Source organism: Microbacterium sp. AC215 (genome assembly GCF_979258645.1).
Genome location: NZ_OZ409869.1, coordinates 47,181 through 69,502, shown reverse-complemented (window position 1 = coordinate 69,502; position 22,322 = coordinate 47,181). Strand labels below are relative to the sequence as shown.

33 protein-coding genes are annotated in these 22,322 nt (G+C 66.7%); 8 read left to right on the top strand and 25 right to left on the bottom strand.

Annotation, left to right across the window (positions count from 1 at the left end; genetic code table 11):
• The first annotated feature begins 170 nt into the window (after positions 1-170).
• The 4 genes from ACZZZF_RS00460 to ACZZZF_RS00445 all read left to right on the top strand — a co-directional run bounded on the left by ACZZZF_RS00460 (position 171) and on the right by ACZZZF_RS00445 (position 3,801).
• Entirely contained in the window at positions 171-1,409 is a 1,239-nt protein-coding gene (locus ACZZZF_RS00460) for an MFS transporter (RefSeq protein WP_463496642.1), read from the top strand.
• The gene (locus ACZZZF_RS00455) at positions 1,406-2,995 is read left to right on the top strand and encodes an amidohydrolase (RefSeq protein ID WP_463496641.1); all 1,590 of its coding nucleotides are present in this window, start codon (positions 1,406-1,408) and stop codon (positions 2,993-2,995) included. Before ACZZZF_RS00460 ends, ACZZZF_RS00455 begins: the two co-directional genes overlap by 4 nt.
• 190 nt (positions 2,996-3,185) lie before the next feature.
• Positions 3,186-3,470: a hypothetical protein gene (locus ACZZZF_RS00450; protein ID WP_232224452.1), complete on the top strand. Its 285-nt coding sequence runs from the start codon at positions 3,186-3,188 to the stop codon at positions 3,468-3,470.
• A gap of 55 nt (positions 3,471-3,525) precedes the next feature.
• Positions 3,526-3,801 carry a hypothetical protein gene (locus ACZZZF_RS00445; RefSeq protein ID WP_053096828.1) on the top strand — a complete coding sequence of 92 codons (276 nt, stop codon included), beginning with the start codon at positions 3,526-3,528 and terminating at the stop codon, positions 3,799-3,801.
• Between the two features lie 80 nt (positions 3,802-3,881).
• Here the strand turns inward: ACZZZF_RS00445 and ACZZZF_RS00440 are convergent, their stop codons facing one another.
• Both ACZZZF_RS00440 and ACZZZF_RS00435 read right to left on the bottom strand, forming a co-directional pair.
• Positions 3,882-4,049: a hypothetical protein gene (locus ACZZZF_RS00440; RefSeq protein ID WP_171821924.1), complete on the bottom strand. Its 168-nt coding sequence runs from the start codon at positions 4,047-4,049 to the stop codon at positions 3,882-3,884.
• Positions 4,050-4,820: 771 nt separating this feature from the next.
• Complete coding sequence (locus ACZZZF_RS00435) at positions 4,821-5,075, bottom strand: DUF3263 domain-containing protein (RefSeq protein ID WP_463496639.1); 255 nt, start codon at positions 5,073-5,075, stop codon at positions 4,821-4,823.
• 81 nt (positions 5,076-5,156) lie between these two features.
• Here ACZZZF_RS00435 and ACZZZF_RS00430 point away from each other — a divergent pair, with 81 nt between their 5' ends.
• Together ACZZZF_RS00430 and ACZZZF_RS00425 are read left to right on the top strand one after the other, a co-directional pair.
• On the top strand, positions 5,157-5,504 hold the full coding sequence (locus ACZZZF_RS00430; RefSeq protein ID WP_463496638.1) for a hypothetical protein: 348 nt from the start codon (positions 5,157-5,159) through the stop codon (positions 5,502-5,504).
• Positions 5,505-5,532: 28 nt separating this feature from the next.
• Positions 5,533-5,709, top strand: coding sequence for a hypothetical protein (locus ACZZZF_RS00425; RefSeq protein ID WP_463496636.1), 177 nt, complete (start codon positions 5,533-5,535; stop codon positions 5,707-5,709).
• Between the two features lie 87 nt (positions 5,710-5,796).
• On the opposite strand, the gene ACZZZF_RS00420 is transcribed toward ACZZZF_RS00425, so the two are convergent.
• The 8 genes from ACZZZF_RS00420 to ACZZZF_RS00385 form a co-directional block, all read right to left on the bottom strand.
• On the bottom strand, positions 5,797-6,132 hold the full coding sequence (locus ACZZZF_RS00420; RefSeq protein WP_463496635.1) for a hypothetical protein: 336 nt from the start codon (positions 6,130-6,132) through the stop codon (positions 5,797-5,799).
• Between the two features lie 2 nt (positions 6,133-6,134).
• Positions 6,135-6,446, bottom strand: coding sequence for a hypothetical protein (locus ACZZZF_RS00415; protein WP_463496633.1), 312 nt, complete (start codon positions 6,444-6,446; stop codon positions 6,135-6,137).
• Positions 6,447-6,451: 5 nt separating this feature from the next.
• Complete coding sequence (locus tag ACZZZF_RS00410; RefSeq protein WP_463496632.1) at positions 6,452-6,838, bottom strand: hypothetical protein; 387 nt, start codon at positions 6,836-6,838, stop codon at positions 6,452-6,454.
• Positions 6,839-6,870: 32 nt separating this feature from the next.
• Entirely contained in the window at positions 6,871-7,662 is a 792-nt protein-coding gene (locus tag ACZZZF_RS00405; RefSeq protein ID WP_463496630.1) for a M15 family metallopeptidase domain-containing protein, read from the bottom strand.
• 2 nt (positions 7,663-7,664) lie between these two features.
• Entirely contained in the window at positions 7,665-7,829 is a 165-nt protein-coding gene (locus ACZZZF_RS00400) for a hypothetical protein (RefSeq protein WP_463496628.1), read from the bottom strand.
• Between the two features lie 78 nt (positions 7,830-7,907).
• Positions 7,908-8,597, bottom strand: a complete 690-nt coding sequence (locus ACZZZF_RS00395) for a hypothetical protein (protein ID WP_463496627.1) — start codon at positions 8,595-8,597, stop codon at positions 7,908-7,910.
• Positions 8,598-8,608: 11 nt separating this feature from the next.
• A complete protein-coding gene (locus ACZZZF_RS00390; protein ID WP_463496625.1) occupies positions 8,609-10,708 on the bottom strand; it encodes a hypothetical protein in 2,100 nt (699 codons plus the stop codon).
• The gene (locus tag ACZZZF_RS00385; protein WP_463496624.1) at positions 10,708-11,181 is read right to left on the bottom strand and encodes a hypothetical protein; all 474 of its coding nucleotides are present in this window, start codon (positions 11,179-11,181) and stop codon (positions 10,708-10,710) included. The genes ACZZZF_RS00390 and ACZZZF_RS00385 overlap by 1 nt, the downstream gene beginning before the upstream one ends.
• A gap of 53 nt (positions 11,182-11,234) precedes the next feature.
• Between ACZZZF_RS00385 and ACZZZF_RS00380 the strand changes: the two genes are divergently transcribed.
• Positions 11,235-11,378: a hypothetical protein gene (locus ACZZZF_RS00380; RefSeq protein ID WP_463496622.1), complete on the top strand. Its 144-nt coding sequence runs from the start codon at positions 11,235-11,237 to the stop codon at positions 11,376-11,378.
• Positions 11,375-11,782 carry a DUF732 domain-containing protein gene (locus ACZZZF_RS00375; protein ID WP_463496620.1) on the top strand — a complete coding sequence of 136 codons (408 nt, stop codon included), beginning with the start codon at positions 11,375-11,377 and terminating at the stop codon, positions 11,780-11,782. Before ACZZZF_RS00380 ends, ACZZZF_RS00375 begins: the two co-directional genes overlap by 4 nt.
• On the opposite strand, the gene ACZZZF_RS00370 is transcribed toward ACZZZF_RS00375, so the two are convergent.
• The 15 genes from ACZZZF_RS00370 to ACZZZF_RS00300 form a co-directional block, all read right to left on the bottom strand.
• A complete protein-coding gene (locus tag ACZZZF_RS00370; protein ID WP_463496619.1) occupies positions 11,779-12,465 on the bottom strand; it encodes a hypothetical protein in 687 nt (228 codons plus the stop codon). The genes ACZZZF_RS00375 and ACZZZF_RS00370 overlap by 4 nt on opposite strands.
• 100 nt (positions 12,466-12,565) lie before the next feature.
• The gene (locus ACZZZF_RS00365; RefSeq protein WP_463496617.1) at positions 12,566-13,636 is read right to left on the bottom strand and encodes a hypothetical protein; all 1,071 of its coding nucleotides are present in this window, start codon (positions 13,634-13,636) and stop codon (positions 12,566-12,568) included.
• Between the two features lie 8 nt (positions 13,637-13,644).
• Complete coding sequence (locus ACZZZF_RS00360) at positions 13,645-14,436, bottom strand: hypothetical protein (protein WP_463496616.1); 792 nt, start codon at positions 14,434-14,436, stop codon at positions 13,645-13,647.
• Between the two features lie 17 nt (positions 14,437-14,453).
• The gene (locus ACZZZF_RS00355) at positions 14,454-16,433 is read right to left on the bottom strand and encodes a phage tail tape measure protein (protein ID WP_463496614.1); all 1,980 of its coding nucleotides are present in this window, start codon (positions 16,431-16,433) and stop codon (positions 14,454-14,456) included.
• Between the two features lie 13 nt (positions 16,434-16,446).
• Positions 16,447-16,866, bottom strand: a complete 420-nt coding sequence (locus ACZZZF_RS00350; RefSeq protein ID WP_463496612.1) for a hypothetical protein — start codon at positions 16,864-16,866, stop codon at positions 16,447-16,449.
• A complete protein-coding gene (locus ACZZZF_RS00345; RefSeq protein ID WP_463496610.1) occupies positions 16,809-17,072 on the bottom strand; it encodes a hypothetical protein in 264 nt (87 codons plus the stop codon). Before ACZZZF_RS00345 ends, ACZZZF_RS00350 begins: the two co-directional genes overlap by 58 nt.
• A gap of 85 nt (positions 17,073-17,157) precedes the next feature.
• On the bottom strand, positions 17,158-17,469 hold the full coding sequence (locus ACZZZF_RS00340; RefSeq protein ID WP_463496609.1) for an endonuclease VII domain-containing protein: 312 nt from the start codon (positions 17,467-17,469) through the stop codon (positions 17,158-17,160).
• A 115-nt stretch (positions 17,470-17,584) separates the two neighbouring features.
• On the bottom strand, positions 17,585-18,166 hold the full coding sequence (locus ACZZZF_RS00335) for a phage tail tube protein (protein ID WP_463496607.1): 582 nt from the start codon (positions 18,164-18,166) through the stop codon (positions 17,585-17,587).
• A 64-nt stretch (positions 18,167-18,230) separates the two neighbouring features.
• On the bottom strand, positions 18,231-18,662 hold the full coding sequence (locus ACZZZF_RS00330; protein ID WP_463496605.1) for a hypothetical protein: 432 nt from the start codon (positions 18,660-18,662) through the stop codon (positions 18,231-18,233).
• Between the two features lie 2 nt (positions 18,663-18,664).
• Complete coding sequence (locus ACZZZF_RS00325; RefSeq protein ID WP_463496603.1) at positions 18,665-18,916, bottom strand: hypothetical protein; 252 nt, start codon at positions 18,914-18,916, stop codon at positions 18,665-18,667.
• Positions 18,916-19,266, bottom strand: coding sequence for a hypothetical protein (locus ACZZZF_RS00320; RefSeq protein ID WP_463496601.1), 351 nt, complete (start codon positions 19,264-19,266; stop codon positions 18,916-18,918). Before ACZZZF_RS00320 ends, ACZZZF_RS00325 begins: the two co-directional genes overlap by 1 nt.
• Complete coding sequence (locus tag ACZZZF_RS00315) at positions 19,254-19,784, bottom strand: hypothetical protein (RefSeq protein WP_463496599.1); 531 nt, start codon at positions 19,782-19,784, stop codon at positions 19,254-19,256. Before ACZZZF_RS00315 ends, ACZZZF_RS00320 begins: the two co-directional genes overlap by 13 nt.
• 15 nt (positions 19,785-19,799) lie before the next feature.
• Positions 19,800-20,090 carry a hypothetical protein gene (locus tag ACZZZF_RS00310; RefSeq protein ID WP_463496597.1) on the bottom strand — a complete coding sequence of 97 codons (291 nt, stop codon included), beginning with the start codon at positions 20,088-20,090 and terminating at the stop codon, positions 19,800-19,802.
• Between the two features lie 119 nt (positions 20,091-20,209).
• Positions 20,210-21,514 (bottom strand): phage major capsid protein, encoded by a 1,305-nt coding sequence (locus tag ACZZZF_RS00305; RefSeq protein WP_463496596.1) that lies wholly within the window; start codon positions 21,512-21,514, stop codon positions 20,210-20,212.
• Positions 21,515-21,552: 38 nt separating this feature from the next.
• Positions 21,553-22,314, bottom strand: coding sequence for an HK97 family phage prohead protease (locus ACZZZF_RS00300; RefSeq protein WP_463496594.1), 762 nt, complete (start codon positions 22,312-22,314; stop codon positions 21,553-21,555).
• Positions 22,315-22,322 lie beyond the last annotated feature (8 nt).

Below are 22,322 nucleotides of genomic sequence, written 5' to 3'. Positions count from 1 at the left end.
CGCTCTCTGTGACGGGCGACGAAGAAATCTCTTCCCTCCGACATCCCTCCTGTGCATAATAGTGAACACCATTCGTTGACGAACACCATTCGTTTATGAGATCCGCGCCCCACCCGATGCGCGTCGTCATCATTTCGCGCACACCGCCGTGCCCTCTCAGTGGGAGAACCATGACCGCCATCGACCTCAGCACCCGGGTTCCGCTCCGGTTGCCCACCGCCACCGCCACGTTCGCGATCGGAATCGCCGGCTACCTGGGCGTGAACCTGTCGCCCTACATGATCACCGCCGCTCAGACGGGTCTCGGCATGGACGTGCTCGCGGCCAGCTGGCTCGTCACCGCGACTCTTCTGCTCACGGCTGTCACCGGGCTGGCCATTGCCCCGCTCTGCGCCGGGAGTCACCGGCGGGTCGTAGCCAGAACCGGACTCGCCATCGCCGCGGTCGGCTTCGCCACCGCCGCTGCGGTCCCCGCTCTCATCCTTCCGGGGCTGCTCGTCGGCGGCGCGGGAGCCGGTGGGGCCGTCGCCGCCTCGGGCGCCGCTCTCGCCGCGTTCCGCAACCCCGACAGGGTCGCCGGATTCAACGGTCTCGCGAATCGCGGTGTGATCACGATCGTGCTGGCCGTGATCCCCCTCATCGGGCTCGCCCCGATCGATGTCTTCGGGGCGCTGGCACTCTTCAGCATCGTGGGCCTGCTCGTCTCGGCCTGGTTGCCCGCGGCGCCCGTGCTCGACCCGCAGGCCGGCGCCGCCGTCGCCGAGGCGATGCCGATCGACGTGCCGCCGACCGGCACGGTGCGGCTGTCCCCCGCGCGCTCGCGGACCGTCACAATCGCCGGATTCGGCCTTCTCGTCGTGTTCGCGCTGTGGGCGGCGAGCGAGGACTCGCTCTGGGCCATGGCAGGCATCATGGGTGCCGAGCAGACCGGGCTGACCCCCGAAGGCCTGGGTCTCGCGCTCAGCGGCGCGACGGCGGGCGGCTTGATCGGATCGGTGCTGCTCATGGTCGTCGGATCTCGGCTCGGAAGAGCACTGCCGCTCGCCGTGCTGCTGGTGGCCGGAGGCGTCCTGAAGATCGTCGAGGGGTTCACCTCAGATCCGACCGCGTTCATCATCGTGTTCATCGCGTGGAACACCGTCTACGCGATCGCCTTCATGTACTTCGTCTCGACCTCGGCCGCCCTCGATGCCGACGGCCGCTGGTCGGGCCCCCTCCTGGCCGTCTACCTCGTCGGTTCGGCACTCACACCGGTGATCGGTGCGGCATTGGTCGGCGTGCTCGGCTTCGAGGGATTCGCCGTCGCACTGGGCATCGCCAGCTTCGTTCTCGCCGTGCCCGCAAGCGCGATCGCCCTGCTCTCGACACGCCTCGAGCGTGCCGCCCCCCATGAGGAGACGCTCCGATGACCCGCACCCTGTATCGCAACGCCCGGTTCTTCACGGCCGACGACACCGCCTGGGCCGACGCGGTCGTCGTCGACGGCGCGGAGTTCGTCTTCGTGGGGACCGAGTCCGACGCCCCGCCCTCGGACTCGGTGGTCGATCTCGAGGGACGAATCGTCCTTCCCGGCTTCATCGACGCGCACACGCACCTGCTCATGATGGGCGCGGCGCTGGGTCAGATCGGTCTCACCGATGCCGGGTCGCTCGACGAGATCCAGCGCAGAGTGACAGCGGCACGCGAGACCTCTGCCGGCGTCGTCCGCGGACGCGGATGGCTCTTCGATGCGATCCCCGGCGGCGCGCCGACGGCGGCGATGATCGACGTCGTCGTCGCTGACGTCCCCGTCTACCTCGATGCGAACGACTACCACTCATGCTGGGTGAACTCCGCGGCTCTCGGCGAGCTCGGCATCACCCGCGACACCCCTGACCCGATCGGCGGTCGGATCGAGAGAGATGCCGACGGCGAGCCGACCGGGATGCTCTACGAGACGGCCGCGCAGCAGTTCGCGTGGGCGCACCGCGATGCCACCACCACCGACGAGCAGCGGGATGCGGCGGTGCAGCGCGTCGTCGAGGCGTACCTCGCGGCCGGTGTGACCGGCGCCGTCGACATGGCGTTCGACGCGCTCGCGCTCGAAGCGCTCGAGCGCGCGGAGCGACGTGGCGCGCTGCCGTTGCGGATCGCCGCCCACTGGTTCGTCGCCAACACGGGTGACGATGCCCAGAACCTGGCTCAGGTGGCCGAGGCGGCCGAGCGTGCCGTCGCCGACTCCGGCACCGTTCGCGTGATCGGGATCAAGCTCGTGCTCGACGGCACGATCGACGCGTGCACGGCGGCGATGCGCGCACCGTATGCGGATGGCTCCCACGCCGCGCCGATCTGGCCCGCTGATCGGCTGCTCCCTGTGGTGGCGGCCGCGGATGCCGCCGGACTGCAGGTCGCGCTGCATGCCATCGGCGACGAGGCGAGCACCCTCGCGCTGGATGCCATCGAGCACGCCATCACCGTCAATGGCGATCGCCCCCGTCGCCACCGGATCGAGCATCTCGAGTACGCGGCACCCGGCACGGCCGAGCGCATGGCACGGCTCGGCGTGACGGCCTCCATGCAGCCGGTTCACGCCGACCCCGCCATCTTCGCCAACTGGGCAGCACAGCTGGGCGACGATCGTGCGGATCGGGCCTTCGCGTGGCCCGAGTATGAGGATGCCGGTGCACTGCTCGCCTTCTCGACCGACGCCCCCACCGCACCGCACGCGGCGCTCGCGAACATGTACGTCGCCACAACGCGGGCGTCCGCTCTCGACCCGGATGTGCCGGCGGTGCATCCGCAGTTCGCTCTTCCCCTCGAACGCGCGGTCGTGCATGCGACTCGTGACGCGGCGCTCTCGATCGGCGATGGCGACTGGCGGGGCCGGATCGCGGTGGGCCAGGTCGCAGACTTCGCCGTGCTCGACGTCGATCCGTTCTCGGAGGGCAGCGCGTCTCTGCTCACAGCGCGAGTCCTGCGCACCGTGATCGCCGGGAAGACCGCACACGAAGCCTGAGGCGCGCTGTCCGCCGCATCCCTCACGGCTCACTTGAGCGATATACCGGTGAGTTCTTACAATTCTGGTGAACTCTGGCGGGCAGAGGGCGCCCGTCGACCAGGCGGTGGTGTCTTCCCGCCCGGGCGCGGAGCGCTCCCTCTGTCAGCCGATGGTGACAACGACTGATTGGAGTGTTGAGATGTCCGCGATGCCCGATCCGAGGTTCGAGCTCCGAAGGGTCACGGAGACCGAGTGGCTGATCGTCGACCACAGGTACGAGCCGCACGATGCGCGCCAGACTGTCGCCTGCATCTATCAGGTCGACGCCGTCGAGGTCGATGTGCTCTGGCTGCGCAACCTTCCCCTGGCGAGCTCGTACATGTCGGCGGAAGAGGTGCTCAGCGACCTGCAGCGGTTCCACAACCCGCCGAGCCGATCGACGTCTCCGGTCACGATCCCGCACCTTCCTCCGCTCGCGACGACGGTCAGTTGATGCGCTGCGCGGAGCGGTACGTCGAATCCCAAGGGCCGCGCCATAGGCTGGCCTGATGCTCATCGCTCTGATTCGTCCCATCGAGACCAGCACTGCAGACGTCATCGGCACGACGCTGGCCGAGGTGCTCGTCGAGCTCGAACAGCACCGCAAGCCGGGCTTCTATCTGACGTCGGCGCCCGTGCGGATGCTGAAGGGCGAAGCGAAGATGGAGGCGACGGGCACGTTCACCCGTGTCGACGGCGTACGCGAGATCGAGGCCGACGACATGGCGTCGCTCGAGGCGAAGGTGCCCGAGGGGTGGCGCATGCTGACGGTGCGCACGGCCTAGGTGCAGCGACCCGCCGACGACGAAGACCCCCACAGGACTCAGTGCCGGTGGGGGTCTTCTCTGTGTGGACGTCGTCGGGGTCAGCCGCCGGACGGGTTCTCGAGGGGCGCACCGTCTTCGTCGGTGGTCTCGTCCTCGATGATCTCGTCGGTGCTCTTCGACGACGACTCGTCGGGCGCACCGCCCGAGGCGGTGTCCGCCTCTTCGTCGCCACCGGGAGTTCCGTGCGTGTTCTGCAGATCGCTCATTGCATCTCCTCTGTCGGTTGAGGCGACGGTATGCGGTCGACCACGCACACGAGGAGGGGGTTGACGTGAGGAGGAATCGGACGGAAGGACGACGGATCGCACAGCGGAGGGACTCTCTCTCCGGATCACGAGTGATCATGTGAAGGAAGAGTCCCTCGACCGGAGCGGCCCCGCCGGGGTCCCCAGACCGTGGTCGGGGCAGGCTCTCGAGCGAAGGATACGCCCGATAGGAGCCACGTCATATGGCGTGGTGGACGACGGCGTGCGGGCGTACGCTCTTCTGCACGAAACGCGACTGGGCCTCGGCATCTCGATGTCGCCGCACATGAACGGAGATCCGCCGACCGCCGTTCACAGGATCGGACTGAGGCGCGTCCGCAACCACTAGATACAGCGCTGCATTGGGGTTACGTTGGCCGTGGCCACACAGACGCGGCCCCGAGCCGGTGGAGTTCCCCAGCGAAGCCGGCTAGGTGCCCCGATAGGTACCCCAGAACCGGTCGGGGCACCGTACTGCCCGCCCCGATGCCTGTGGCCGCCTCCCCGTGCGTGGAGTCTTGACGCCGCGGATTCCGGACATGAAAAAAGCCCCGGAGTTCCGCGTGTTTCTGCGGTTCTCCGGGGCTTTGTGGTCGGGCTGACAGGATTTGAACCTGCGACCCCTTGTTGAGCAAAGCGGGTTAGACAGTGAAAGACATCGACGGACACTGACCCGTACTAATCGCTCATCAACAGGGGTTTTTGTAGTGCTGCACACGACAGCGACAGACACTAGGAGACACTCGCGTACTTTGCCATGTGAGACGAATGTGAGACGCGGCGCCGCGCGAGAGCCTCAAGGCGCTCGCGGACGAGCCGGGCGGCTAGCGGGTGCGCCGCGACTCCTTCGGCCGATTCCGCGGCGCGCTTGAGCAGCACGAAGTATCTGATCGGAGTGATGCCGAGCTCGCGGCGAATACGCTCAGCGCGAGTCGGGGTGTGGTGCGGGTTGGCGGCTTCGAAAGCGAGGATGTCAGCTGGCGTCACGGTTCCGATCCTGCACCCAACCACCGACGTCGGAACGGCGACGTAGACTCGTCATCTCGGCCGGAGGAAGGACACCCGGCCATGCCTCGAAGGCTCTCCCCCGACGTGATGCTCAGCATCACCCTCGACGCCATCTGCTCACGCAACAGGTACACCACCGACCCGGCGCCGGTGATCGCCGAGCTCTACGCGACAGCCGGCGACAGGCTCGACATCCTCACCGAATCCGTCGGCATCTGGGTCGGATTCTTCGAAGAGGCGCACATCATCACCCTGTGCACGGCGCTGCGCGAGCTGCCCGGGCTCGAGCCGTGGATCGCGATCGGCGCGGACCGGCGTGCACAGCCCGACCATCGCACGCCTAGAGCGCACGCAGGTGCGTCGTGGCCCGAGCGGCGGACGACATCCACCCGACCCGGTGTACTTTAGGTCTCGTTGACCACGCGAAGGAAGCAGCATGACCAGTGACCAAGGCAAGAAGGACACGATAGCCGCGAGGTTCGAGGAGGTTTACGGGTATCCGCCCGACACGATCGACTTGGAGAACGCGGCCGACGCCGGCATCCCGGATCTGGCTGTACTCAGCAAGAGGCCAGAGACCGAGTCCCGGTCAGACAGCACCATGGATGCGTGATCCTGACCGTCGCGCATCCAAAAACGACAGAAGACCCCCACCCGGCCCGAAGGCTAGGTGGGGGTCTTCTCGTGCGGGGGCGGCTGCTTAGCGGTTCTCGTGAACGGTGAAGATGTTCGGGTCAGCGGCACGCTCGACAGCGGAAGCCGAGTCGCGGGTGACCAGGGCGTAGGACGCGTTCACGATGACGATCGCGAGGAGCGCGAACACCCACCAGTCGGTGATCGGCTCCTTGGTGATCGCGTAGTAGAACACCATGACGATTGCGGCGAGCACCAGCGACACGGCGACCGAGACCACCTTCTTCTGCCACGGCTTCTGCACGAACGGCAGAGCACCGTTCAGAGCGGCGACCGCATAGGGGGCGAAGAAGCCAAGGAGGGTGAGCACGCCAAGGGGCGCGACGGGGATTGCGATATCCATGATCAGTCCTTTCGGGACGGGTATGCGGGAAGTGCTGACGGCCCCAGGCAGGGCGCGTCGATGATGATGCGGCGGTGCACCGCGAGGGACTCCTCCACGACGCGGTTACGGCGAGCGGCGGCATCCTCCGCGGCCTCGGAATCGTTGGCCCGCCTCTCGGCCTCCGTCGCCCGCTGCGTCGCCCGGTCGACCTCTGCGCGCCGTTCAGAGAGGTGCCCCGCGCGGGCGTCTTTGATCCAGTCGATCGTCTTCGTAATGACGCCGCCGAGGACGCTCGAACCGAGGAGCGCGGCGAGTATCTGCGCCGGTTCCATCGGCGTTACCTCCGTGGCTCGAAGCTGTAATCGCGGATCAACCACCAGCGGACATAGAACAGGCCAGCTGCGAGAAGGAACAGAGTCATCTGCGCCCAGCGGTTCCCTGACTCGGACGTGAACTGCAGCACCACGACGACGAGGAGATAGATACCGAGCGCGGCCCAGATCATCACGATCCCGAGCCTCTCGATGAACCACCATCCGGTGAAGACGGTGGCGAGTCCCGTGGCACCTCCAATGAGGGCGAAGACTCCCCACAGGTTGGTGAGGATCGGCCCGAGCTCGCCGACGATCGACTGAGGCGGAGCGCACAACGCGATCAGCCCCAGGCCGATTACGACCGTGTAGAAGAACGCGTAGGCGATTTTCAGGTGCCGCGGTTCAGTCACGTTCCGCCACGCCTCGAGCAAGGCGCGGAACATCAGCGCGACCCGGTGATCTTCGTAGCCGCCGCTCGCGCGAACGCCGTGTTCAGGCGCTCCCACGACCACATGCCGTTCTTCTCGTAGGAGTTCGTCTCCGGATTGAGAACGTGGCCGTGCTCATTGAGCATGGAACGCGTCACGCCGTCAGTGCACACGATCGACTGCGGGATCCCGAAGAAGTTCATCCGGCGAACCAGCTGAGCGTTCACCTGAGGTCCGGTGCCAGCGAGATCGATCTGACGGATGCCGGCCGCGAGACCATCGCGGATTTCGTCCGTGGTGGCGGCGAGCTTGATCTGGCCGTGGGAGAACACGTAGATGTTGCTATTCGCCTTGATCATGACGGTCATGTCATCCTCCTCGGAGACGGGTGGTGCGGTGGATTCCCCGCTCGGGACGGGGTCGTTGCGGTGGTTGTCGAGGTGCAGGAAGTACTCGAAGTGCCACGGCTCGACGAGCGTCCACCTGCCGTTGACCCACCGGTAGACGGTGCGGCGCCAGCCGTGGTCCTCGAGGATCGCGATGATGCGCTGCGCCTCGTCGGAGTCGATCGAGAGACCCTTCTGATGCTCAGAGGGTGTGTCGGGGTGCAGTGCGATCGGCCAGCCGACGCGCTGGTAGGTCAGCCAGTGCTCCATCTGCCGCTTGCGAGTGCGGCCGGCCTCGGTGATCTGCAGCGGGTGCCCGATCTGACGATCGATGCGGCGGATCGATGCGGCGGCGGGTCGGTTGAGCCACCCGCGCCCGAAGCCGAGATCGACCATCTCTCCCGTGTAGGTGAACGCCATGATCAGGCATCCTCGAACACGAGCTCGTGGCCGTCGTCGCCGAGCGAGACGTTCACCAGCCCGTCACCGTTGAGGTCATCACTGCCACCGATGTCGAGCGTGATGCGCGGCGGGGCACCCTCAGCAGTCAGGATGCCGCGGATCTGGTCGTGGTCGGGAATGTCCATGAGATCTCCTTCACGACGAGACCCCTCCCGCCATGCGGAAGGGGTCTCGTCTGATATGCCGCGCTCGGCGGCGGGCGGTCAGGCGGCGTTGTACCACTCGCGAAGCTGGCTCATGTACGCAGCCCGTGTGCTCGCGTTGTGGACGCTGTCGAACGCCACTGCGTCGAAGACAGCGCCGCTGAAGAACAGGCCGCCGGTCCCGCCCAGGGTGAACAGGCTCAGCGCCCCGACCGTGATGGTGGCGCTGACCGTTTCGGTCTTGTAGGTGAGGCTGACATCGTTTCCGTTGAAGGTGACGGCGATGACGATCCACTCGCTCGCGTTCACATTGAGCGTGCTGTACAGGTTGCTCGCGGAACCGGCGACCCTGATCTTGGTGCCGTCGATGCCGATGTTCGCGCCGCCCATATTCAGGAGGATGTGACGGGCAGCGTCCACGGTCGAGAACTTCGCGACGAGGTAGACCGTGCACGTCGTCATCGTCGGCGGCGATTCGACTGTCATCAGGTCATCGACACCATCGAACCGGACGATGCGCCGCTCACCTTCCTGCATCAACGTCGGGTAGTTCGCCGACGTCGTCATGAACAGCCGCCGATTCGGACCGCCCGGACCCGACAGCCACTCACTGATCGGGCCGAGCGAGCTTGCCGGAAGCGACTCTGACACGAACCGGAGGATCAGATCGTTCAGTCCGAGCACGGGATCTGGGATGTCATACGGCAGGGTCAGGTCGTAGTCGCTGGGTACGTCGGAGACGATAGCCATGGTCGTTCCTTTCAGAAACGCGCCCAGTCGGTGTGATGACCGACGAGGACTTGACGGGAGCCGGTCGCCGAGAAGGCACCAGCAGTGGAGTCGGACAGGTAGAGCGCTGCGCCGACAGCGAGCCCGGCGCTGAAGCCGTACAGCTGCGTGGGTGTGTTCAGCAGCCCCGACTTCAGCACGCGACCGGTCTTCCCTGGCGGGATCGGCTCGAGCGCGATGCCGGCGAAGACCGACACCGGGTCCGCCGTGCCGTGGATGCGGATCGCACGGGCCGTCGCCGGCGAGGTCCGCACCGCGGCGAACCGCGGGATGCCGACCGTGCCGTCGTTGCGGACCGTGACCTCACGGTCAGGGAACGTCGGGTACGTCTCACCCTGAGACACCGAGTACTCCGATGCCGTGGCCGCGCTCCCCAGCGCCGCATTGATCAGGCCGAGGATCGTCGCATTCGAGTCCGCGGTGTGGTTGCCCGTGAACACGATGTTCACAGGAGCTCCGCCATCGACGGTCACCGTGAGAGTCTTGTTCACCGTGGTGCAGTCGCCCAGACGTCGTCCGAGAGTGTTCGACACCTGAGTGGTTCCGGCGGGGCCGACCAGGATGCCGGAGATATCCCACTCGCCCCACGCCTGACCCTTCAGCCCGCCGCCACCCTCACGGGTGAAGACGCGCCCGAAGATTGCCGACGCCGCCGTGCCGGCCACCTTGACCGACGACGACGCACCAGAGGTGTTCGACTCGATCATGAGCGCCTTGCCGCGGGCACTGGTCTGGAACCCGATCGGGGCGAGGCCCTCCACGGTCACCAGTACCAGCGAGTGGTTCGCGACCTGCTGCGCCGCCGCGGTGGAGATCCACGGAGCATCGGCCTCGTTCACGAACAGGAAGTCGTTCACGCAGCCTCGCACCGTCACACGGCTGGTCTGACCGGAACCGAGGGACTCCACGCGCAGGCGCCCTGCCGGGTCGGTGGCGATGATCCGGCAGTTGATGAGCTCGTGGTTCGAGGGCTTGGACCAGTCCGCGTTGTCGTGGACATACCAGGCGTCCAGGCGAGATGCGAACGTCGTGTGCTCGAACCGTTCCACCCCACCAGAGGAGGCACCATACCCCCAGGCGCGATCCGACGCCCACACCGTGGCCGGGAGCATCCCCGAGCCCGGGTTCGCCGTCCGCCATGCGCGGGCGCCGTCGTTGCCGAAGTGCTCGATGTGGCAGTTGACGATCTCGTGCAGGTAGTCGCGGTTCACTCCGGACGATTCCGAGTGGACCGGGTAGCGCATGTTCCGCGCCGTGATCACGAGGTTCTCGATCCGAGCGGTCTCCTTGAACCACACTGTGGATGTTCCCGTGATCTGCGCGTCCGTGGCCGAGTCGGGCAGTTCACCACGAAGGATCACCGACCCGAGCACACCGGCCGCGCGGGTCGTGGTGTACGGCTTGAACGTCCACTCCGTCTCGGTGTAAACGCCCGGGTGCACGATGACCTCGTACCGCTTCGACGCCGACGAATCAGTGATCGCGTCATGCGCGAGCTTCGGCGATGCGTACTCCCCCGGCCCAGGGTTGGGGCGCACCACGAGCGTCACGCTCGGGAGGTTGCCGCCGAACCCGACCCGTGCGAGCCACCGGTTGATGACCCATGCGGGCACGGTTCCGTTCGCGAGGAGCACGTCCTCACCGATGCGGCGGTTTCGGCCGACAGACTTGCGCGCGTACTGCGACGAGACGGCACTACGCATGACAGAACCGTCAGCGTACTCGAAGCCCTGGAAGCGCAGACGCCCGTTCTTCGTGATGCCACCGAGCAGCTGCTTCGCGGTGGTGCGGAAGCGGTAGACCAGCGACGACTGCGCGGTAGCGACGTCCCGAGGGATCGCGGGGTCCGTGAACCGGACGAGATCCTCTGCGAGGATAGCCTCCGCCAACGCCGGGCCTACGGCCGCTTCCGCAGCCGCGATGATCGTCGGGTTGCCAGCGATCACACCGGCCGCGACGACCTCGAGCAGATCGACCAGAGCCCCACGGAACTGAGATGCCGGGTTGCTCAGGACGACCGCCATCGACAGGTCAGTGGCGACACGGATAACGCCGCGCTTCGTGTAGGCCATCAGACGACCTTCCCTTCCGAATACACGCCCGCACCCTCAGGGTCGTCGAGGTCGTAGTAGACGCCGCCCGATGGCAGCCACTCAGGCGGTTCGCCGTACCCGAAGTACAGAGGCACGGTGCGACCGCGCTCATCGGTCTCGAACAGCAGCGTGATGTCGCCGCCCTCCGGCGGCACTCGCAGCTTTCCAGGGAGCTCCGACCAACCTTTGAGGTTCCAGTCATCCTTGATCGGGTGTTTCTGGAACCACTCGAACCGCACCGAGTACCAGCACTCCGGCAGCAGTTCGGTGGTCGAGACGAGGCTCTTCGAGAATGTTCCGTCCGCCTGCGGCTCGACGGTCTCCTCTCGCAGAGGGAAGACTAGCCCGGCGCCGACTGCGCTCGACGAGGGAACGAAGCGCACGAGGAGCCGTTCCTCTGCGGGGAACGATCCGAGACCCCATCTGCTGACATCTCCGGTTACGACGGCCATTGGCCCCTCCAAACTCTTGACACTGCAAATGCAGTGCACATACACTTACGGTCATGGGGAACACACCGAACCGAACAGTTCGCATCGAAGACGACATCTGGGATCCGGCCGCCGAAGCCGCGAAAGCAAACGGCGAGAACGTCTCCGTCGTCATCCGCCGAGCACTCATCGCCTACATCAAGGAGCACCAGTCATGAAGCGCACGACATACGCTGCCCTCGCAGCCGTTCTGCTCATCGCCCTCACCGGGTGCGCTGGGGGAGCTGATGACGCCGGAGACGAGCCCACAGCACCTGCCGTGAGCGAAAGCGCCGCGCCCCTCGTCGCTGAGACTCCCGAGGAGTCCGCACAGCCCTCGTCGCCCGATGAGGACTACCTCGTGCGGATCCGCGCTGAGCTCCCCAAGGACACGGTCATTCCGGACGCAACCGATGAGCAGCTGCTCACCGCGGCGCAGGATGCGTGTGCTCAGATCGCCAACGGCACGGACGTGCTAGCTGTGCAGGTGATCGAGGGCGAGCAGGCGAACGGCCTCGGCTACTTCGAGTCGAGCGCGAAGATCGGTGCGATCGCCGCAGAGGTCTATTGCCCGCTCGACTAAGCAGCGCGACGCAGTGCACCTGTCGATGTGATCAGCAGCGTTCCCACTGGCAGGCCAGTGCCCGTCTGGGTCGGGATGAGCCCGGGCGTCAGGTTGATCGGAGCGTTGAGGAGAAGACGCAGCGCCGCAGCGTTGATGTCGATTCCGAGGGGGCCAGCAATCACCGAGGCGTTCCCCTTGCGCACTGACGCCGTCGAGCCTGCATTCACCACTGCGTCGCCGGCCACCATACGGACGCCGCCAATCGCAGTGTCGGCCTCCACCGATCCCCCGGTGCCGAACGCCATCTTGCCTTCCTGAAGAGTCGCCGGAGATGAGCCGCCTGCCACCGTGATCTTGTTCGTCTCGATGGTTACGTTTCCTGCCGTGATCTTGCCGGTCGCGCCGTCGATGACGATCTCGGAAGCGCCTACACCCACGTGGATCTTTCCGCCTTCCAGGCGGATGTTCCCCATGGTCAGGGTGCCGGTGCCGCCGTCGAGGATGATGCCGACGGGCCCCGCGCCGACCATGATGCGTCCGCCTCCGACGGGGCTGATCAACACGCCACCGACCTTGATGACGCCGCCCTCAAGCACTTCCCAGTTTCCGGCGATTGATCCCGCGCCGCTCCACTGGAACGTTCCCACTCCCTCGAGGCGAGCTCCGGAGTCGAGCCGTAGCAGTCCGCCGATGAACCGCATGCGCCCGTTCGTGATCGACGAGTTCTCGAGCATCGCACCCGACTCGACACGATCCATGCGTCGGATCAGCTTCTGGATCCAGCCCCACGCGTCGTTGAGGTCAAGCAGCACTCTGCACCTCCGTGGCGATGACGTTGCTGAACGAGCCCGAAGCTGCGATCACTCGCAGCACGTGCGTGCCGTCAGGGAAGACGGGGTGCCCCTTGGACTCGAGCTGCCACCCGCGACCGACTACCGCATGCGTCGGCGGGTACTCGTCCGATGCGGTGAACTTCGACACCGTCCACTGCACCACCGCATTCTTCATAGACGCGAACGTCGCATCCGTCGCTGCCTGCAACCGCGCTCCCGTCAGATCAGGGAACGCGCGCTTCGCATCCCGGATCGGGATCAGATACGGGCCGCCACCGGCCCACGCCACCTCTTGGTCCTGCCCGGTGCCGTTACCGACACCCTGCAGACCCGTGAGCTGTGCAGCTCCGGACTTCTTGTAGCGGATGCCCGAGAGCGGGGAGTCCCCCGCCTGCAGGTGAAAGTAGGAAGTACCGACGCTGACCTTCACGGCGACGATCACTTCGAACCGCAGCTGCCTGCCGGCCGTGAGGTAGGGGCGGAAGCAGATTTCGACGCCGTCTTCTTCGACCTGTGCGAGCAGGTCGCCGATGGTGAACTTCTTCCAGAACTCCCACGTCGCGGAGAAGGTGCCGGCGCCGTCGAGTGGCAGATCGATCGGGTACGCCCATTCGGCCGACCACTGCATGAGCCGCGCGAGGATCGCGCGCACGGCACCGCGCCGGTTGCGGTTCGTCACTGTCAGCGTGCCAAGCGTGTAGCCGCTAACACCGTACGTCATGCGCCACGAGGTTTCGTTGCGCAGCTCGACGCCGGTCACCGTCACGGTGCCCTTGTCGTCGTCGTAGTCCCAGTCCTCGATCTTCCACGCGCCCATGACCGTCGTCCCCCATCGGAGGGAGAACATCGTCGAATTCGGCGCGAACATCGCATCGATCTCGTCGTCGGTGCGCACCGATCCGTCATCGCTCACGACGAAGGTGAAGCTGCAGGTTCCCGTGCCTGCGAGGTTCATCGACCAGCTCGCGCCCGTCTCGACGGGGTGCACCCGCGACCGCTCGTTGCCGGTGATCGCCTCGTGCGTCCAGAGCTCGAACATGCGACCTCCTAGATGAACGTGTCGGCGATCTTCACCCGGCCTGCGACCGACAGCGTGTGCGTCAGAACGGTCCCGGCGGGGACGACCCACAGGTCACCCTTGCCGACGCCTGGCATCTCGACGCCGTCGCGATAGACACGACCGTTCCGAAGATCGACCTTGTGAGTTCCGCCCGCCGTGGCGCCGGAGACTGCGAACGTCTTTCCGCCTGCGCTGATCGTGTAAGCCGCGGGTGCTGCGGGAATCTCGATGAGTGGGAAGGCTGGAAAGTTGCCGCCGTGGAACACGGGGATCGATGTGGCGGTTGCGTTCACGTTCGGCGGGCTCATCCTCGACCCCGGCAGCACCGCCGCGCCGCCGTACTTGCGCGGGTCTGCGAAGACGAACTGCAGCTGAAACTCGCCGAGGTAGGTCTCGCCGTCGCGCCGGCCGCTGTCGTCAGCTTCCGCGAGCACACGCCGACCACTCGCCCACCGCGCCTCGCCGTACATGCGCACGTCGACCTCGAGCAGATGTCCTGGCGCCCCGATCCCGACTGCCGAGTCGATGAGGCCGCCGAGCTCCCACTCCGAGGGCGCCATGATCCAGCCGTCGATGGTGACCACACGAGAGGGCAGATACACCGGGGTGTCATGCTCGCCGTGTTGCACCGCGCGTGCGAGCGCTTCGCGTCGACCGGCCGGCAGGCCCTGCCACCCTTGCAGCCCCTGAGGCTTCACGATCAGCCCGGACGGCCGCGCGAGATCTCGGGGGCTGCTCAGGATTTCGCGCCCTTCGGTGCGGATCTCAAGTGCTTTCATCGGTGCGACCCGTCCCTTCAGATGCGGACACGGCGAGCAGCCGATGCCAGACGCTGGCCGGTCATTTCCACGCCCTCGTCGAACGGCACGTGCTGCAGGTGGTTGATCTGCGTGATCCCGCCGCTCTCTGAGGCGTCACCGGCGAGCCCGTCCTCAAGCGCCCGATTCAACAGGCCCGTGTCGACGACCGACTCGGGTCGACCTGCTTCGGCGAGCACGGCGAGCGTGCCGCCGCGCCGGGGAAGGATGGTCGCACCGTCGGCGAGGTGCGGGATCTGCCCGACCTCGAACGAGATCGTTCCGCCGGTGACGTCTGAGACGAAGTTGCCGACCTCGTTGAGGCTGCCGAGGAAGCCGTTGATGAGGTCGATCACGCCGTTCAGTACGCCGAGGAAGATGTCGCCGAGGCCGTTCCAGATGCCCTCGAAGATCGACATGATGCCGTTCCACGCCTTCTCCCAGTCGCCGGTGAAGACGCCTGTGAGGAACTCGATCACGCCGCCGAGCACATCGACGAGCATGTTCACGACGGGGATCAGGATGCTGCTGAGCATGTTGACGACGGCCTCGAAGATCGGCATGAGTGCCGTGATCACGGCGCCAAGAATCGGGAAGATCGCCTCGATGAGCGTCATCAGCGGCGGCAGCAGCGGCGTGACCGCGAGCAGCACCTGACCGATGATGTCGGCGAGCATGGTGACGATCGGCAGCAGCGGGGGCAGGATCGTCGCGAGCAGCTCCGAGAAGACACCGACGACGGTCTGCAGCACGGGCAGCATCGCCGTCATGACGGACTGCAGGGCCGGGCCGAGCACGTCCATGATCTGCGGCAGCATCGGCTGGATGGCCTGGAACATGAGGCTCAGCGGCGACAGGTAGCCGAGCAGCTCGGCGAACGCGGAGAAGTCCGCGCCCTCGAGCAGCTGGTTCACCCAGGACAGGCCGTCGCCGAGTGCGCCGAAGATCGCGGAGCCGATCGGCTCGAGCGCTTCGAGCGCCTTGTTCTTCAGCATCTGCCACTGCTCGGCGGCATCCGCCGTCTCGCCGGCGACGCCGAGGATCGTGTCGCCGGTCGCGCCGACGGCGGCCTGCATGTCTTCGAGGTTGACGACACCGGACTGCAGCGCGCCGATGAACTGGGATGCGCCGCGGGTGCCGAACACCTGCGAGGCGAGGTCGAGCGCGGCGGCCGTGTTGCCCTGGTCGACGAACGACTGGATCTCGCCGGTGACGCGCTCGAACGCGGCCTGCGGCTCCTCGCCGTCCTTCGCCAGGGTGACGAGCCCCTTCGAGAGGGACGCGAGCACCTGCTGACTGTTCAGACCCGCCTTGTCGAGCGACCCCATCAGAGCGACGGAGTCCTCGAACGTGAAGCCCAGGTTCTGCAGCGCGGGCGCTGCGGACTGCACGCCGGCGGCGAGTTCGTTCATGCCGACACCGGTCGCCTGCGACACCTGGAACAGGGTGTCCATCGCGCCCGAGACGGCGTCACCCTCGATCTTGAACGCATTGAACGCGGCCGTCGTGCCGGCGATGTCGACGTCCTGCTCGAGGATGCGACCCGCCTCGAGGTACTGCGCGGCGACCGTCGTGAGGGTCTCGCCGCTCAGGCCGAGTCGGGTGTTCAGATCGGCGACCGTGCCGCCGATCTGGTCGAAGGATGCGGGCACCGAGGTGCCGACATTCTTCGCGACCTGCACGAGCCCGTCGAGCGCCTCGCCCTGCGCGCCAGTCCCGGCGCGGATCGTGTCGGTGACGTCGTCGAAGACGGCGCCGACCTCATAGAGGCCCTTGAACGCGCCGACGACAGCAGTGCCGATCGCGGCGACGCCGATCGCGCCCTTGACCTGAGCCGACCAGGCGGAGCCCGCCTTCTTGCCGGAGTCCGCACCGGCCTGCTCGGCCGGTGCGAACTCCTTGGTCAGCTGCTCGGTGATGCCCTCGACCGTCGGGACCAGACGGACCCATGCGGTTGCGAGCTCGACGCCTTCAGGCATCCGACACCCCCGATTACTTCTTGCTGGCGGACTCCCACCAGGCGTCGAACTTCGACAGCGGGATCGGCTCGCGGCCGAACTTCTGCTGCTTGCGCTTCTCCCACCAGCGCGGAAGACGCTTCGGTCGGGATCCCTTGCCCTTGCGGAGGATGAACGCGATGCCGTTCAGCATGTCGACGATGACCGCGAGCACCTGCTCGGACCAGAACGGCACCTCACCCCCGTGCATCACGGCAGCGAACGCGTTGCCGGGTGTCTTCTGCCAGCGGCGCAGGAGCACGAACAGATCACGCCAGGAGAGCGTCGCTGTCGACAGCTCGTCGAGACGACGGCCGATGACGAGCAGCTCGAACTCGATGGCCTCCTGATGCTCGTCTACGAGGTCGAGGAGGCCGAAGATTCCCCCGGCTCGATCGACGACCCTTCGCGCCACGCACGTACAACCACGTTGAACTCGGAGCGGTCGAGCTTGTCGACGTGCTCGAGGTCGGCGGGCGACATGATCTCTTCGAGGATCGTGAACACCTGATCTGCCTGGTCGAGACGTCGCGTCTTGCGGATCACTCCGACCGGGACGTTCTCGAAGCGCGGGAGCACGAGCTCGTGCCCGTCGGGCAGGGTGTGGTGAAACTTCTCCATCACGGGAACCTTCTCTCTGGGAACCGAGGGGGTTGGGCGGCGCGGCCAAGCGGGTTCCCGTCGCTCGGCCGCGCCGGTCTTTCAGTCAGGCGCGCTCAGAACTCCGAGCGCGGTCGAGGTACGCGATCGCTTCCGCGAGCACGGTGACGCTGTCGCCGAGGAGGCCGAGCGCCATGTTGCATCGGTGACAGAGCAGACCCCGCACACGCCCCGACTCGTGGTCGTGGTCGATGTGCAGGCCCTTGTAGCTCTGCTCACCCGGTCGATGGCAGATGGCGCAGAGCCCGTCCTGCACGGCGAGCATCGCGTCGTAGTCCGCCTGCGTGAGGCCGAACTTCGACCGGAGGTACTTCGCCCGGTACTCGGCCGGCCCCTTCGCAGAGGGCGCGTCCCGCATCCGATCGATGTCGCACGCTTTGCACGCGTTCCGCCGTCGACCCGTGTCGCTGCGCACGTAGAAGTCGTCGAGCGACTTTTCGGCGCCGCAATCTCGGCAGGTCTTCGTCTCAGCCTCAGGCAGAGACGACGCCATCATCCAGGTAGATGTAGATCGATTTTCCGGCGGTGTCCGGGTAGGTCGTGAGCGTCACCGGCAGGGTGATTGCGGCGGACGCGAGCAGGGCGATCTCGCCGCGCTCGGTGATCTGGCCGTGGGGCACGAAGACCACGGCGCGGCGGTTGCCGTCCTTGATCTTGAAGTACCAGGCCTTGGTCGGCCGGGACTCCCCAGCGATCGCGGCGCGCGTGAGCGTGCCCTTCGTCGCGGTCGGCCCGGTCACCTCGACGTTGTCGTCGCCCATGTAGTTCTTCAGCGAGAACTCGTCGAGCGCGAGGTGCGCCCATGCGAGCGACGCGTCGAACTCGGTGAGCACCTTGCGGATGACCTTCAGCGACCAGTCACGGATCGACTCGGTCGACTCGGTCGGCGTGATCGTCACTCCGTCCTCACCGACGTAGCCGGAGTCCGAGAGACCCGTGTAGACGAAGTCGTCGATGGTCTCGGGGATGACGTCGGTCTCGGGTCCGGTGAGGATCGCGCCGGTGACCGCCTGATCGGGGGCACCGACGAAAACGTCCTTGCTCTTCACTGTCATTTCAGTTGCCCCTTTCAGGCATGACGAAAGCAGCGCCCGGTCGGGCGATGCGGGGTTGAGGAACCTAGGCCGTCGTCCTGCGCAGGTCGACGGAGATCATGGCGGTGAAGCGGAAATGCGTCGGCACCAGCGGGTGCGGCAGGCTGACAGGCAGCGATGCGGCGCGGGCGCGGTAGACGGTGGCCCCGCCGAGCGATCCGACCCGGCCTGCGGCTTCGATGATCGCGATCATGTACGCGCACAGGTCGCGCGCCTGCTGCTCCTTGACGGCGTAGCCCTCGAGGTTCAACGTCGCGGAGTCCGTGACGAGATCGCGTGGAACGCCACCAGAGGCGAACACGCGGCCGAACACGTCAGGCTTGGGTGTCTGGGTCGGGAGCTTCGTGCCGAGGCTCTGAGCGGCCGACGTGAGGTTGGGGAAGCCGTGCGCGGGAAGCACGCTCGAGAGCTCGGCGAGGGCGCGGACTTCGACGTCCTCGGGGATGAGGAGTTCCACGGTCACCTCCCGGCGTCGATCGAGCGCGTCAGCGTCCGGTCCTCCGCCTCGGCCTTCATCGCGTCGAAGGTCGCCGTGCGGACGAACACGACCGCGCGGTCGCGGTTGCGGGTCGTCGTCACCTCGACGCCTTCGCCGGCGGCGTCAGCCATCCGGTTCCCGCGCTTGGTGAGATCGTCGGCGACGTCCTGCGAGGCGAGCAGCTGCTGCACGCCGGCGCGGTTGAGCTTGATGCGCAGTCCCTTGACAGCCATCAGCCCTCCCATTTCACGAGCAGCAGGATCGTGTGCGACGTGCGCGGCGACGGTCCGGGCTGTCGGACCACGGCGCCGTCGATTTTGCACTGCTCACCGAAGACGGTGATGCGGTCGTGTCGTTCGACGTCGGCGTCGAACGGGCCGCGCGCGGTCCACCGGATGGATGCGCCGTCGCGGTTCTGCAGGTCGGCGACCGTGTTGCCGGCGTCGAGCGCCCATCCGGGCAGGTCGGCGGGGGTCGTGTTGGTGAAGTTCGCCTCGGTGCCGCCGCGTCCGTTGTCGACCATGTCCGGTCGTTCGCGCACGAGCGTGTGCCGGGCGACGATCCCGCCGATCACGGCAGCCACCCGATCTTGTAGGCGGCGATCCGGTCGTGGTCGGCGGCCTGCAGCGCACCGGAGCTGCGGGCGTAGGTGACGGACACCCCGCCTGCCTGCTCCCTGGTGATGCCTGTAGGCGAGCCGAGTGCACCGGCGGCGAGCTCGAGCGTCAGTGTGACGAGATCCGCCGGCACGTCCACGAATCCTGCGGTGAAAGTCACGGACCGGCGACGACCGCAGAGGTTCGTCCAGCCGGTCATCTTGTCGAACTCGATCGAGTCCACGGCGAGCACGGTGCCGTCGATCGTCGCGGCGGTGATGGATGCGATCGCCATCGCAGGCAGCCAGACGTGCTCCGCGAACGGGCCGACGCGCTCGAACGTGAGCGTCTCGGCCTCCGCGATGTGCCAGCCGCAGGCGTTGCGGATCGTCTCGGTTGCGGCCTGCAGTTCCTTCTCGAGGAACGGGTGGTTGACGGGGATCGCGCCCTGCGACCGATCAGCCATTTCCTGCGCTGTCGCGAACGACTCGGTCTGAAGCGCCATCCCCGCCACCCCCTGCTACTCGCTTGCGTCCGGGTCGGACGCGTCCTCGACACTGCCCGCGGGCGGCGTCACGGGTTCCGCCGGAGCGGACTTGTCGGCTGCGGGCTTCGCAGCCTTGTTGCGGGGCGTGCGCGCCTTGCGGGGCGCGCTCGTCTTCGCCGGCGCCTTCTTGGTGGCCGGCTTGCCCTCGGACGCCGTCGACTGGTCGAAGACGCCGAGGCGCTTCGCTTCGTCGTCGCTGAGCTTGACCGTGACGGTGTGCTCGCCGCGACGCCCAGAGGTGATCGTGTATCGCTTGAGGCTCATGTCCCCTTGCTCCCTTGTCTCGATGCGTTCATCGACGGGGATCACCGTGGTGCTCGGTCCGCAGGACCGGTGCGGTGCACCGCAGACCTTGCATTTCGCCACGGTGATCCCCTCTCGACTTACGCGCTCAGATCGATCTCGACGAATGCCGAAGGTCGGGTGACGCCGAACGCCTCGCGCTGCTCGCCGAGGATGGCGACGAGGTTGCGGATGAAGAAGTCCGCGTGCGAGTCGGTGGCGGTGATGGACGCCTGCTCACGGTCCCAGATGACCGCCTTGCGGTAGTCGCCCGTGAGACCGGTGCCCGCGGGCATCGCCTCCGACTCGACGACCGGCAGGCCGTGCAGCGTCGGCACGGCGCCGGCGACTGCTTCGTTGTTCGGGTTCTTCGCCAGGCGGGCGAGCTGGATCTTCTCCCAGTCCTCCGGGTTGAAGATGTAGCCGGATGCGACGGCGCGGCCGCCGGTGCGGACCTTCGTCTTCGCCTTGAGCGTGGTCTCGATCAGCGGGTCGAGACCTGCGACCGTTGCCGAGTACGCCTGCGCCTGCGTGCCGGAGGTGTTCAGGATGCCGGTGAAGTTCTCACCGGATCCGTTGCCGTTGAGGATCTGGTCCTCTTCCTCCTCCGCAAGGTCCGCGCGCAGCTCGTCGTCGATCAGACCACGCAGCTGCTTCGCGTCGGCGAGGCCGCGCTTGGTGGCGGGGATCCACTCCGCGATCGTCTTCACGGCCGCGGTGACCTTCTCGAAGGTCATCGCTCCCTCAGGCTTGTAGCCGCCACCTGCGGCCGGCACGAGGGCGCCAGCGGTGCCGGGCGCGGTCGGTGCGGCGGCCGTGGTGGCCTCCGGCACGACGGCCGCGCTCGACGGCTGGGTGAGCTGCCGCACGTACTCGACCGTGTCGGACTCCGTCTGGCGAATCGAGACGAGGTCGCGGATCGTGAGCGGGCGGCGGCCGAGGCCCTCGTAGATCCCCGTCTGGTCCGTGTTCACGAACGCACCGGCGGACGCGTCAGCGGCGCCGGTGACGAGGCTCTTCAGACCGAAGGGCGAGGACTGCACCCGCGCCTTCTCGTTGATGTGGCCGCCGAACTGGCCCATCAGCCCCTTGTACTCGGCGGACTCGACGAACATCTGGCCGATGCTCTTGAGCTTCGTCGGCTGGTGGAACGCACCGGGCGCCTGCTTCTCGCCGTCGGGCGTGCGCTCGAGGCCGAGGTCGAAGCCGATCGCGTCGAGGCGTGCCTTGACGTCGGCGGACTCCTTGCCCTTCTCGAACTTCACCTTCAGATCCTGGTAGGCCTTCAGGTGTGCGGTGACGGCCGCGAGGTCGTCGCCGACGATGTCGCCATCGCCGTACTTCAGCGAGATGTCGCGCGCAGCCTTGAGCTCCGTGCGCATCTGCTCTTCGAGAGTCGTCGACATGACGTCTCTCCTTCCTCCCCCGCAGGGGATCAGAGGGGTCAGAACTCGGGTTCGAGTTCCATGAGCTGACGGGCGCGGGCGGACGACATCTGCGCGGGCTCGTCGGCGGCCTTGGCCCCTGCGGGCTCCTCGGCTGCCTTGACCGGTGCAGGCGCGCTGGCCTTGCTGTCCTCGTCGGGTTCGAGAGAAGCCAGCACGCGCCCGATGGACTCGTGTGCAGTGCGCAGCTCGTTCTCGTTCTTGGCCGAGATGACTCGGCCAGCCTTGACCTCAGCGGCGATCCGGTCGGCGTGGTGCGCCGCGGACTTCACGCTGAGCAGTTCTGTTTCCTGGTTCGCGCCGATGGGCGTCGGGCCGACCTCGTAGAGCTTCAGCTTCGTGAGCTCCCAGACCGAGTCCGGGTCGCCCTCGGTCTTCACGATCGTGTACGCCTCGATGTCGTACGCGAACGAGAACTGAGTGACGCGGCGGCCCTTCAGCAGTCGATACACCTGCTGCGCCTTCGGCCCCTCGAGGTCGATCTGGGCTTTCACCCAGAGGCCGTCGTCGGTTTCCTTCGCCTCGATCACGTGCCCGATGTTGTAATCCGGGTCGTCCATGCGGTGCGACCAGTAGACCGGGATCGGGTCGCCGGAGGCTTCCCACTCGGCGAGAGTGTCAGCGAATGCGCCCTTGACGACGCGGTCGCCGTAGCTGTCCACGTTTCCGAACACGGACACGATCGCCTCGAAGACGCCGTCGTCGAGGTTGTCATCGACGCCGACCGCCTTGACACGCACGTCGCATGCCTTGGTGAACATGGCTCCTC